The organism is Streptomyces sp. NPDC012510, assembly GCF_042955065.1.
Lineage (GTDB): Bacteria > Actinomycetota > Actinomycetes > Streptomycetales > Streptomycetaceae > Streptomyces.
The window spans coordinates 1-11220 of sequence record NZ_JBIBEN010000048.1 but is presented as its reverse complement, the minus strand read 5'-3'; the positions used below and the strand labels follow the sequence as shown (position 1 = coordinate 11220).

The 11220-nt window shown below is 67.9% G+C and carries 10 protein-coding genes and 5 pseudogenes; 10 read left to right on the top strand and 5 right to left on the bottom strand.

Annotated elements, in window-relative coordinates; genetic code table 11:
• Positions 1-95: 95 nt before the first annotated feature.
• The 3 pseudogenes from ACFY9I_RS41785 to ACFY9I_RS41775 form a co-directional block, all read left to right on the top strand.
• Positions 96-629 (top strand): annotated as a pseudogene (locus ACFY9I_RS41785) (IS256 family transposase); the annotation flags it as partial.
• A gap of 130 nt (positions 630-759) precedes the next feature.
• Positions 760-1897 (top strand): annotated as a pseudogene (locus tag ACFY9I_RS41780) (IS30 family transposase).
• 39 nt (positions 1898-1936) lie between these two features.
• Positions 1937-2113 (top strand): annotated as a pseudogene (locus ACFY9I_RS41775) (IS256 family transposase); the annotation flags it as partial.
• A 105-nt stretch (positions 2114-2218) separates the two neighbouring features.
• On the opposite strand, the gene ACFY9I_RS41770 reads toward ACFY9I_RS41775, so the two are convergent.
• Positions 2219-3034, bottom strand: coding sequence for an oxidoreductase (locus ACFY9I_RS41770; protein WP_391012585.1), 816 nt, complete (start codon positions 3032-3034; stop codon positions 2219-2221).
• A 106-nt stretch (positions 3035-3140) separates the two neighbouring features.
• On the opposite strand from ACFY9I_RS41770, the pseudogene ACFY9I_RS41765 reads away from it, so the two are divergent.
• Both ACFY9I_RS41765 and ACFY9I_RS41760 read left to right on the top strand, forming a co-directional pair.
• A pseudogene (locus tag ACFY9I_RS41765) lies at positions 3141-3753 on the top strand (TetR/AcrR family transcriptional regulator).
• Positions 3750-3950 (top strand): hypothetical protein, encoded by a 201-nt coding sequence (locus ACFY9I_RS41760; RefSeq protein ID WP_391012582.1) that lies wholly within the window; start codon positions 3750-3752, stop codon positions 3948-3950. The pseudogene ACFY9I_RS41765 and the gene ACFY9I_RS41760 overlap by 4 nt, the downstream one beginning before the upstream one ends.
• A gap of 18 nt (positions 3951-3968) precedes the next feature.
• Here ACFY9I_RS41760 and ACFY9I_RS41755 read toward each other — a convergent pair whose 3' ends face one another.
• On the bottom strand, positions 3969-4331 hold the full coding sequence (locus tag ACFY9I_RS41755) for a type I-E CRISPR-associated endoribonuclease Cas2 (RefSeq protein ID WP_391012580.1): 363 nt from the start codon (positions 4329-4331) through the stop codon (positions 3969-3971).
• Between ACFY9I_RS41755 and ACFY9I_RS41750 the strand changes: the two are divergent.
• From ACFY9I_RS41750 to ACFY9I_RS41730, 5 genes and pseudogenes are all read left to right on the top strand, one after another.
• Positions 4229-4511: pseudogene (locus ACFY9I_RS41750) on the top strand (DNA helicase); the annotation flags it as partial. The gene ACFY9I_RS41755 and the pseudogene ACFY9I_RS41750 sit on opposite strands and share 103 nt — an antisense overlap.
• Before the next feature lie 354 nt (positions 4512-4865).
• Positions 4866-5750: a LysR substrate-binding domain-containing protein gene (locus tag ACFY9I_RS41745; RefSeq protein WP_391012578.1), complete on the top strand. Its 885-nt coding sequence runs from the start codon at positions 4866-4868 to the stop codon at positions 5748-5750.
• 73 nt (positions 5751-5823) lie between these two features.
• The gene (locus ACFY9I_RS41740; protein WP_391012575.1) at positions 5824-6882 is read left to right on the top strand and encodes a tartrate dehydrogenase; all 1059 of its coding nucleotides are present in this window, start codon (positions 5824-5826) and stop codon (positions 6880-6882) included.
• A 113-nt stretch (positions 6883-6995) separates the two neighbouring features.
• Complete coding sequence (solA, locus tag ACFY9I_RS41735; RefSeq protein ID WP_391012572.1) at positions 6996-8132, top strand: N-methyl-L-tryptophan oxidase; 1137 nt, start codon at positions 6996-6998, stop codon at positions 8130-8132.
• 125 nt (positions 8133-8257) lie between these two features.
• On the top strand, positions 8258-8938 hold the full coding sequence (locus ACFY9I_RS41730; protein WP_391012569.1) for a haloacid dehalogenase type II: 681 nt from the start codon (positions 8258-8260) through the stop codon (positions 8936-8938).
• 200 nt (positions 8939-9138) lie between these two features.
• Here the strand turns inward: ACFY9I_RS41730 and ACFY9I_RS41725 are convergent, their stop codons facing one another.
• From ACFY9I_RS41725 to ACFY9I_RS41715, 3 genes are all read right to left on the bottom strand, one after another.
• Entirely contained in the window at positions 9139-9354 is a 216-nt protein-coding gene (locus ACFY9I_RS41725) for an integrase core domain-containing protein (protein WP_391012587.1), read from the bottom strand.
• 13 nt (positions 9355-9367) lie between these two features.
• On the bottom strand, positions 9368-10420 hold the full coding sequence (locus tag ACFY9I_RS41720; protein WP_391012566.1) for an IS110 family transposase: 1053 nt from the start codon (positions 10418-10420) through the stop codon (positions 9368-9370).
• Positions 10421-10569: 149 nt separating this feature from the next.
• Positions 10570-11220, bottom strand: a 651-nt coding sequence (locus ACFY9I_RS41715; RefSeq protein ID WP_391012563.1) for a DDE-type integrase/transposase/recombinase, incomplete at its 5' end; no start/stop codon positions are given.

Below are 11220 nucleotides of genomic sequence, written 5' to 3'. Positions count from 1 at the left end.
ATGTTCGGCCGTGCTGGCCTCGATCTCCTTCGCAAACGCGTTTTGCTGGCACGGTGACATCCTCCGCACCGGATCACAAGATCGTCGACAGAACCAAGGTCAGGGACGGGCAGGTCGCGAACCGCCCGATCCACGTCGTCATGGCCGTGACCGCCGAAGTACACCGCGACATCCTGGGCATCTGGGCCGGTGACGGTGGCGGGGGCGCGAAGTACTGGCTGAGCGTCTTCACGGACCTGAAGAGCAGGGGCGTTGATGACGTGCTGATGCTGGTCTGCGATGGGCTGAAGGGCCTGCCCGAGGCCGTGGAGACCGTCTGGCCTCGAACGATCGTTCAGACCTGCGTCGTTCACCTGCTGAGGAACAGCTTCCGGCACGCGGCCCGCCAGGACTGGGACAAGATCGCCAAGGCGCTCAAGCCCGTCTGCACGGCCCCGAGCGAGGCCGCCGCAACTGAGCGGTTCAGCGAGTTCCAGGAAGCCTGGGGCAAGAAGTACCCGGCGGTCATCCGGCTCTGGGAGAACGCCTGGGCCGAGTTCGTGCCCTTCCTCAGCTTCGACGTCGAGATCCGCAAGGTCATCTGCTCGACGAACGCGATCGAGTCCGTCAACGCCCGCATCCGCAAGGCCGGTCCTTGAGTTCCAGTGATCGTTGCAACACCCCAGCTCAAGGGGTGCAATGGACTTCAATATCCGGGAGAACCGTAAGCCTCAGGGGGTGAAGAGGCTCACCGCGGAACGGGCGGCATACTTCCAGCTCATGCAGCAGGGCTTCAGTAACAATGAGGCTTGCCGGATCGTCGGGATCGACCCGAGAAGCGGCAGGCGCTGGCGTAACGGATACGTACCGTCCAGACGGAGAGGGGTGGCCCATCCGGTTCCTCCGGCTGTGCCGCCGGCATCATCTCGGTATCTGAGCGTGGACGAACGCATCTACATTGCTGACCGGATACGGGAGAAGGCTGCGGTCCGGGCAATCGCCGCCGAACTCGGGCGGAGCGCGGCCACGATCAGTCGGGAGATTCGCCGCAATCGGCATCCCGACAGCGGCGTCTACCGGCCCCATGCCGCCCAGGCCCGTGCCGAGGCTCGCCGTCCGCGACCGAAGCCCGCGAAGATCGAACAACACGGTGAACTACGGCAGTTCATCCAAGAGCGACTCGATCGCAGGTGGAGTCCCGAGCAGATCTGCCAGGCTCTTCCCAGCGCCTTCCCCGAGCGGCCGGAGCTGCACGTGGTCCCCGAGACGGTCTACCAGGCCCTCTACGTCCAGAGCCGTGGCGAGCTGCGCCGTGAGATCCACCGAGCCCTGCGCACGGGTCGGGTCCGCCGCAAGCCGCGCCGTCAAGCCCAGCATCGCACCCCGCGGTTCACCGACCCTATGGTCATGATCAGCGAACGCCCAGCGGAAGCTGAGGACCGGGCCGTTCCCGGCCACTGGGAGGGAGACCTGATCATTGGAAAGGACGGGGCGTCGGCGATCGGCACGCTGGTCGAACGCACCACCCGCTATGTGATGCTCGTCCATCTACCCGACGGCCGCGGTGCGGAACTGGTCCGCGATGCTCTCGTGAATACCGTCCAGACCCTGCCTGCTCACCTGACGCGCTCACTGACCTGGGACCAGGGCAGCGAGCTGGCCGCACACGGCTCGTTCACCACGACCACCGACATCCCGGTATATTTCTGCGATCCAGCCAGCCCGTGGCAGCGCGGCTCGAACGAGAACACCAACGGCCTGCTGCGGCAGTACTTTCCCAAAGGCACCGACCTCGCGGCCCACACCCGAGAACATCTGGACGCAGTCGCCGCCGAACTCAACGGGCGTCCACGCACCACGCAAGACACTTGACTGGGACACCCCAGCCGAGCGATTGCATAAACTGATCGCAGCCTGACCAACCGACCATGTGTTGCGACGACCCCTGGATTCCAAGGTCCGGGCCCGCGGGCATTTCCCCGACGAGGCCGCGGCCATGAAGTGCGTCTACATGGCGTTGATGAGCCTGGACCCGACTGGCAAGGGCCGCAAGCGACGGACCATGCGCTGGAAGGCACCCCTGAACGCCTTCCAGATCGCCTTCGAAGGCCGGCTCACCCCGGCCGCCAACTGACCACTACAGAAACTGGATCAGCCGTCTACTGGACACTCCCAGCACGACACCCCCCACTAATTCATCGACAGGCCCGGTTGTGGTGTCGGGGGATGGGGGTGCCGGTCAGGCGGGCAGCTGGTTGAGCTTGCGGATCTGCCGGTCGAAGGCCCGGGAGGGGACGAGGCGGCGGAGGGCGCTGACGCGTCCGGCGGTCGGCCCGGCGGGGTAGCGCAGCCTCGGCTTCGGGTCGGTCGCCGCGGCGACGATCGCCTTGGCGACGGTGGCGGGATCGTCGCCGTCCTTCATCGCCGCGCCCATCACGCGCTCGAAGACCTGCCGCTGCTGCTCGTAGACCGGCAGAGGCGTGGCGGGTTGCGGGGAGTTGGCCTCGAATGCGGTCCTGGTCACGGCGGGCTCGACGAGCAGTACGCGGACGCCGTGCTGGCGGACCTCGTGGTCCACGGACTCGGAGTAACCCTCGACGGCGTGCTTGGACGCGGCGTAGGCGGCCATGTAGGGCGCGGGGACGAACCCGAGGACGGACGAGATGTTGATGATCCGGCCGCCGCCCTGGGCGCGCATGTGCGGCAGGACGGCCCTGGTCATGCGGATAAGTCCGAAGACATTGATGTCGAACAGCTGCTGGTCCTGGGCAAGGGAGCGTTCCTCCCCGGCGCCTGCAGAGCCGATGCCGGCGTTGTTGACCAGGACGTCGATCCGCCCGAACTTCTCGATCACGCGGTAGACCAGGCTGGCGACCGAGGTGTCGCTGGCCACGTCGAGGCATAGGAACGTCACGCCGTCGCGGCGGTCGTCCCCTGAGGCTCGGCGGCTCGTTCCGACGACCTCAAATCCTGCGTCGACGAGCGCGAGCGCGGCCGCCTTGCCGATGCCTGACGATGCTCCGGTCACGAGTGCTACCGGCCGGTTTGTGGTCATGTTGGGCTCTCCTCAGTGATTGGATTATGACCGTAATGCAATTACTCTAGGATGGGAGCCGGCAGGCGGCAAGCGGCCTCCCGGCCGGAGCGACGAGGAGGAGTGCGTGGCGCGCTACACGAAAGACCACAAGCAGGCGGCGCGGCAGCGGATCATCGACGCGGCCGGCCGCCGGTTCAAGAAGGACGGCATCGACGGTTCCGGGATCTCAACGCTCATGGCGGACGCGGGCCTGACCAACGGCGCCTTCTACGCCCACTTCGCCTCCAAGGAGGACCTCGTCGCGAACGCCGCCGCCGACCAGCTGGGCGCGCAGAACGCGAGCCTTGAAGCACTCGCGCCCGGCCGCGCCGGGCTCGAACAGTTCGTCCGCGCCTACCTGTCCGCCGAGCACCGTGACGACCCCGAGAACGGCTGCCCCACGGCCGCTCTCCTCGACGAGATCGGGCGATGCACGGACGCGACCAAGCAGGCGTTCACCGGCGGCCTGCTGACCGTCATCGACGACATCGCCGCCCGCCTGGCACCCGACAGCCCGCCCTCGGCACGCGCACAGGCGCTCGGCGGTCTTCGCCATGATGGTCGGGACGCTCCAACTCGCCCGCGCCCTGGCCGATCCCAGGCTCGCCGACGACGTCCTCGACCAGGGTGTCCACAACGCCCTCGCGCTGCTGGACGCCGGACCTGTCCGGCAGCGCCGCGTCCGACGGCCTTCGTGAGGGCGCGCCGTCCGGCGATCGTGAATGTTTTCAACCAGCACCCCGACCAGGCGTTCCGGGCACGCGAGCTGCACGAACTCCTCGGCATGCCCACTGACGAAGCGTCCGTCGACATCACCCGCAGCCGCCTCGGACGCCTCACCCGTCAAGGCTTCCTCACCCAACCCGGACGAGGCCGCTACCAGAAACGGACTTAACGTCCACTCACAGCTACGTCAGGCACCCGGTGGCCGCTGGTGGCGTCGGCCGGCATAAGAGGCCGGTATGAAGGGATGTGCTCCAGACTGGCGAATGTCGCTGTGAGGTGTCAGAAGGCGGCGTTCTCGCGTGACACGCGTGCCTCCAGCAGCAGTTCCACCATGACGTGGCTCTTCCAGTGCCGCAGTTCCTTCAGTGACGGCCTGCCAAAGTTGGTCGCGGACGCGGGCGGAGACGCTGCCGACGAAGATGCCGGGTACTACTTCGCTGGTCCATCGGCGCGGACGCCATCCTGGCCGCCGTCGCCCATCTCGCCCCGGAAGACCAGGCCGAGTTGACCGTCTCCACCGCGCACAAGGCCAAAGGCCGGGATTGGGCACAGGTGAAAATCGCCGACGACTTCACCCCGCCCTCCGACAGCCCGCCGGATCGACGTCAAAGAGGCCTGTCTGGCCTATGTGGTAGTCAGCCGCACTCGGCGCCGCCTCGACATCGGCGGCCTGTCCTGGATCAACGAGCATCCGCAAGGAGCATCGGCCGGTCCCCAGCCGCCGCAGTGATCCACGGGACGGGTTCTGGGCGTCGGTGCCTTTGTCCGGGAGGAGTGCACGGGGGAGCGGCGGTACGGACCGCAATGATCCGGGGCGGTGCGGTAGTGAGTGGGACGGGGTGCCGGCCCTGTCGGTGACGGCCACGTGCGAGAAGCCCAGTGCCTGATCGAACCTCGGGCCGGGCGACGGCTGTGGCCGAGTGCCGCAGCCGGTCATTGATTGCCTCAGGTGGCTGTGACCGCGCTTCGTGAGGATTACGGCCAGTGCGTCGGTGGTCCGTACTTCGTCGAGGTGACCCTTCACGCCACCATGGTCGGAACGAATCGAGTCGTCGGTTGATCTCTTCCCGGGCAGAGGGCGCGTATGGACATTCGGCAGCTGAAGTACTTCCTTGCGATTGTTGATCGTGGGGGGTTCAACCGTGCGGCGTCGGCTCTGTACGTGTCCCAGCCGTCGCTGTCGCAGGCCGTGCGGGCGCTGGAACGTGATCTGGGCTCCGAACTGTTCCATCGCATCGGGCGCAGGGCGGTGCTGACGGAGGCCGGAAGGGCCCTGATCGAGCCTGCCCGGGAGGCTGTGCGGAGTCTGGAGACGGCGCGGGCGAGTGTCGCGGCGGTGCATGAGCTGCGTGAGGGTCGCCTGGATGTGGCGGCGATGCCGTCGCAGGCGGTGGAGCCGCTGACGAGCTTGGTCAGTGCCTTCAGCCGCCGTTATCCCGGTGTCTCCGTGGCGATCAGTGCGGCGTTCACGTCGCGTGATGTGATCGACATGGTGCGCACGGGTGCGGTGGAGTTGGGGCTTCTGGCGTCCGCCGGTCCCCTCTCCGACAAGGAGGTCGTCTCCCATGCGCTGGGGCGGCAGCGTTTTGTGCTGGTGGTGCCGGCCGACGGCCCGTTCGCCGGCCGGACGGCGGTGGAGTGCCAGGAGCTTGCGGGACAGCGGCTGATCGTCGGGCAGTCGGGTACCGGGATGCGTGCCTACGTCGACGCGTTGCGGGAGCAGGGCATCGAGTTCGCCGTCGCCGTCGAGACCGAGCACCGGGTGTCACTGATGCCCCTGGTGCTGGCCGGGGTCGGGCTCGCGGTGGTCACGGATTCCTGGCGGGACTTCGCCGGGCGGATGGGCGCCCGCGTCCTGGACATCGAGCCGGAGAACACTTTGGACATCGCCCTCGTCGCCCGCCGCGGCCTCCTCTCGCCGGCGGCCGCCGCGTTTGTCACGGCCGCGACCTCGGCCGCCGACAGCTGATAGGCACCGCTTATAAGACAGATCCGCTTTGCGTCTTGGACGCCTTACGGACCACCCTGCTGCAATCTTCGCCATGACGACGAACCACCGCATTGCCCTGATCCCGGGCGACGGCATCGGCGCCGAGGTACTTCCCCCGGCACAGCAGGTACTCGATGTTCTCGGCCGCCGCCACGGCTTCAGCCTGTCCTACACGTCGTACGACTGGTCATGCGAGCGGTACCTGCGGGAGGGCGCCATGATGCCCGCCGACGGGATCGACCAGCTGCGCGAGGCGGACGCGATCCTGCTGGGCGCGGTGGGATACCCGGGGGTGCCCGATCACGTCTCGCTGTGGGGACTGCTCATCCCGATCCGGCGCAGCTTCCGCCAGTACGTCAACCTCCGGCCCATCCGCGTCTTCGAAGGCATCGACAGCCCGGTGCGCGGCGCACGGCCGGGCGAGGTCGATGTCGTCGTCGTACGCGAGAACATGGAAGGCGAGTACAGCGAGGTCGGCGGCCGGCTCAACAGCGGCTTCCCGGACGAGATCGCCGTACAGGAGGCCGTGTTCACCCGGGCCGGCGTCACACGCCTGCTGGACTACGCCTTCACGCTCGCCTCCCAGCGCGGCGGCCGCCTGACCTCCGCGACCAAGTCGAACGGCATCATCCACACCATGCCGTTCTGGGACCAGCTCGTCACCGAGCGGGCCGCCTCGTTTCCGCAGGTCGCCTGGGACCAGGAGCACATCGACGCGCTCGCGGCCAAGTTCGTCCTCGAGCCGGCCCGCTTCGACGTCGTCGTCGCCTCCAACCTCTTCGGCGACATCCTCAGCGACCTCGCGGCCGCGGTCGCCGGATCCATCGGCATCGCCCCGGCGGCCAACCTCAACCCCGAGCGGGACTTCCCCTCGATGTTCGAGCCGGTGCACGGCTCCGCACCCGACATCGCGGGCCAGGGCATCGCCAACCCGCTGGGCGCGATCTGGTCCGCGGCCATGATGCTCGACCACCTCGGCCATCCCGCCGCGGCCAGGGACATCACGGACGCGATCGCCGCGGTCCTGGCCAAGACCGATATCCGCACCCGTGACCTGGGCGGAACCGCGACCACCGCCGAGTTCACCGACAAGCTGATCGAACTCCTCTGAGCCATCTCCCCCTGCCTCAAGGGTGAAGCGAAGTATGGGTTGACCCGCAGGATTCCATGGCCGAAATTGAACGCCATCCAGCGGGGCCTAAACCGGAAGAAAGGAGCGACTTCATGAGCATCCCCAAGCGCGTCGCCGTGATCGGTGCCGGCAGCATGGGCAGCCAGGTCATGTGGCGACTGGCCGCCCGCGGAGCCGAGGTCATCGGCTACGACCGGTACGCACCGGGCCACGACCGCGGCGCGGCCGGGGGCGAGAGCCGCATCTACCGAGCCGCCCACCTCGGCGAGCCCGGGTACGTTCCGCTGCTGCGGCTCGCGGACCGGATGTGGGAGCAGCTCCAGGCGGAGACGGGCCGGCCACTGCGACGCCGCAGCGGCAGCCTCGTGATGGGAGAGAGCGCCTCACCGTCCATGCGCCTTCTCCTTTCCACCAGCGCCGCACAGGGGCTGGATCACGAGGTACTGGACCGGGAGGAACTCTCCCGCCGCTACCCCCAGCACCGGCTCCCGGACGGACACATCGCCGTCCTCGACCGGTTGGGCGCCGTCATCAGACCCGAGGCGTCCATCCAGGCCGCCGCCACCCGCGCCGAACAGCTGGGCGCCCGGCTGCACCGCTACACCACGGTGCACGAGGTCGCCCCCGCGGCGGGCGGCGGGGTGAACGTCGTCACCGACCACGGCACGGACCATGTGGACGCCGCCGTGGTGACCGTGGGGCCCTGGATCAACACCCTGCTCCCGGACCTGCCACAGACCGTCGACATCCGCCGGGTGGTCTGCTCCTGGCACCTGACCACCCGCCACGACTGGTTCGCGGGCGGTGCCCCTCCCTTCGTGCGCGCCACACCCTACGACTGCTTCGGAATCCCGTCGCCCGACGGCATCTCCGTCAAGCTCGGTCTCTCCTTCAAATACCACGCGCCGGTGCCGGAGCCCGAACGGCTCGACCGTACCGTCCGCCCCGAAGAACTCGGCATCTTCCGCGAGCTCATCGGTGAACTCATGCCCGACCTGAACCCCGACCCCATCAGGATGTCGGCCTACATGGAGGGCTACACCAAGTCCGGAAACCCGCTCGTCGGCCATCTCCCCGGCGAGGACGACATCATCGTCATGGCCGGCTTCTCCGGCAGCGGCTTCAAGCTCTCGCCCGCGATGGGAGAGATCGCCGCCGACCTGGCGCTCGACGGCACCACGGAGCACCCCGTCGACTTCCTCGCTCCCGCAGGAGTCGGCGCCACCTGACCCGGGGCGAGCGTCGACGACATCACCCCGCACCCCCACACCCCATCACGACATCCCCGTCATGGGCATGCCCGAAATTGGGTTGCCCGCAACCAGTTCCCCGCAGCAAGAAAGTGAGCCCTCCCATGCCCATTCCCTCGTTCCAGTGGCGCCCGAAGTACGTCTCGTTCGACTGCTACGGCACGTTGATCGACTGGCCGATGAACCCCATCACGCGTGAGCTCGTCGGCGACCAGATCCCGGCCGAGCACTGGGACCAGTTCGTCAAGGAGTTCCGCGGCTACCGCTACGACTCGGTCTGCGGCGAGTACAAGTCCTACGAGCAGACACTGCAGGACGCCTTCGAGGGCGTCTGCCGCAAGTGGGGCATCAAGGCCGCCCCGGACGCCGGCAAGCGGCTCGGCGACGGCGTCCGCAGCTGGGGCCCGCGCGCCGATGTGCCGGAACCGCTGAAGAAGATGGGCGAGAACTACAAGCTGGTGATCCTCTCCAACGCCGACAACTCCTTCCTCGCAGAGAGCGTGCCCCGGCTCGGCGCGGACTTCCACGCGGTCTTCACCGCGGAGCAGGCCGGCTGCTACAAGCCCCGCTACGCCGCGTTCGAGTACATGCTCGACCAGCTCGACGCGTCCCCCGAGGACTTCGTGCACGTCTCCTCGCACACCCGCTACGACCTGCTGCCGATGCACGACATGGGCTTCCGCAACCTCGTCCTCCTGGACCGCGGCAGCGACCCGGTCACCCACGGCTACGACTACGTGACCGTGAAGTCCCTCGACGAGCTCAACACCATGCTCGGCATCTGACCCGCGACGCACAACCGTTTCGCACCGACACCTTGAAGGACCCGCAGTCCATGTCGGCGACGCCCGCGTAGAACTCGCAGTACCGGGCCGAGGGCGACGTCCTCCGCCGCATCCTCGACCCGGCCAACAGCGGGGAGCACACGGTCCCCGCTGTCGGCCGGCGGGCGGATTGTCAATCCCCTCGAATCGTGGAGACCTTCTTATGCAGCCAGCCCCTTGCTGAGGTTGGCCCAGTAGTCGTGTTCGTAGTCGATCGGGCTCTTGAAGCCGCACACGCTGTGTAGCCGACGGCTGTTGTAGAAGTCGGTGATCCAGGTCGCGATCCTGATCCGGGCCTCAGTGCGTGTGGCGAAGGTGTGCCGGTGGACGTACTCGACCTTGAGCACGCTGTTGAACGCCTCGCTGACGGCGTTGATGCCCCTATGGATGTCAAGTGGCGTCTCGGGCTGGTTCCGTGGGGTGTGCCACAGTGTTTGCGGGGGCGATGTGCCGGTAGACCTCTCGTGCGACGTACCGTTTGAGGCAGCGGATGATCTCGCGTTTGGTCTTGCCCTCCGCGAGGCGTCGCCGCAGGTAGTCCTGGGAAGGGCCTGCCCAGCGCAGGCGGCTGAGGACGATTCGGTAGAGGGCGGCGTTGGCCTGGCGGTCGCCGCCGCGGTTGAGTCTGCGGCGCTGGGTCTTGCCGGAGGATGCCTCGACCGGGCTGGTGCCGCACAGGGCGGCGAAGGATGCCTCGCTGTCGAGGCGTTCGGGGTTGTCACCGGCCGAGATGAGCAGAGCTGCTGCGGTGTCCGGGCCGACGCCGTGGACGTCGAGCAGGCCCGGAGTTCTCGCTCGGATCGCTTCTGCTATCCGCTTGTTGAGGTCGTTGATCTCCTCGGTCAGGTGCTGGATGCGGCGGGCCAGCAGTCGCAAGGTATGCCGCGCGGCCCCGGCCGGCCCGGCGACCTCCGACTGTGTGAGGAGAGCGCACTGTTGGAACAGTTTCGGGTTGCTCAGCCCTGCCAGAGACTCGCGAAGTTCGGCATCGGCGCAGACCAGAACGCTCTTGAGCTGGTTGATGGCCTGAGTCCTGGACTTGATCGCGGACCCCTTCGCCAGCTTGAACAGCCGCAGCATCTCCACCGGGCCGTCGCTCGTCTTCGCTGCGGCGGTGGCGCGACCGGACAGCACGGCGCGGGCAGCGGCTTCGGCATCGATGGCGTCGGTCTTGCCGCGGCGCCGTCGGGCGGCCTTGTCGGGCTGGTTGACCTCGGTCACCTCGATGCCCTCGACCCGCAGGTGCCGCGTCAGGGCTGCGCCATAGGATCCGGTGCACTCGACCCCGGCTCGCCGCAGCATGCCGAACGAGCGTGCCCAGGACAGGAGTTGTCGATATCCCTCGGCGGTCGCCGGGAGGCTGCGGCCGTCCAGAGCAACGCCGAGCGTGGTGATGACGGCCGCGGCGTGGACGTCTTTGTGGGTGTCAACACCGAGCATCATGTCCTCCTCGGCTTCGGCTGGGGCGTGACATGGGGCCGTGGGCTGCGTGATGCTGGGCAAGGTCGCCTGTCTCCTGATCGCCTCGGGTGCCGGTGGCCGTCGCCGGGCCGGGGCGGTCAAGACTGTGAGGGTGCCTGTCGCGAAGGCCCCTATCGGGACACGTCCCCTGCCCGGCGGCAGCGAGTACTGCTCCAGGCAGTGGCCGACAGATCAACGCCAAGGCAGCAACGCCAGTCGAAGCACGGGTCAGGCCACCGCCCGGAGCGGCACCCGATCATCCTCACAGTCGAAGCACGAGCCGACCCGCCCCATGGACTGGGTGACGCCCAGCTTCCTGCAGCCCGGCGGAACTTTCGCGACGCGTACTCGCTGCCGCGGTCCGTGTGGAAAATGACACCGCGGACGTCGCCGCCGCGGGTCGCCGCGGCCATGTGCAGGGCGGCAACGACCAGTTCGGCATCGTGGCGAGCGCCCGTCGCATATCCGAGCAGGCGGCGGGAGAACAGGTCGATGACCGTGGCCAGGTACAGCTTGCCCTCGCCTGTGCCGATCTCCGTCATGTCCCCGCACCAGACCAGGTCGGGTGCCTCGGCGGTGAAGTCGCGGCGCACGAAGTCCGGGGCGGCCGGCCGTTTCCCCGGCCGGGTCAGCCCCCGCCGTCTACGCACCTTCCGTGCGACCAGGCCGAGCTCGGCCATGATCTTCGCGATGGTGTTCACCGAGACCCGCCAGCCCTGCCTCACCAGCCTGATCCAGATCTTCGGTGAGCCGTAGGTACCGCCGGAGGTGTCGGACTCCTC

Bases quoted from the DNA above. Each gene is read 5' to 3' on its own strand.
- ACFY9I_RS41770 (WP_391012585.1), bottom strand. From the start codon at position 3,034: ATGACCACAAACCGGCCGGTAGCACTCGTGACCGGAGCATCGTCAGGC.
- ACFY9I_RS41720 (WP_391012566.1), bottom strand. From the start codon at position 10,420: ATGATGCTCGGTGTTGACACCCACAAAGACGTCCACGCCGCGGCCGTC.
- ACFY9I_RS41745 (WP_391012578.1), top strand. From the start codon at position 4,866: ATGGACATTCGGCAGCTGAAGTACTTCCTTGCGATTGTTGATCGTGGG.
- ACFY9I_RS41740 (WP_391012575.1), top strand. From the start codon at position 5,824: ATGACGACGAACCACCGCATTGCCCTGATCCCGGGCGACGGCATCGGC.
- solA (WP_391012572.1), top strand. From the start codon at position 6,996: ATGAGCATCCCCAAGCGCGTCGCCGTGATCGGTGCCGGCAGCATGGGC.
- ACFY9I_RS41730 (WP_391012569.1), top strand. From the start codon at position 8,258: ATGCCCATTCCCTCGTTCCAGTGGCGCCCGAAGTACGTCTCGTTCGAC.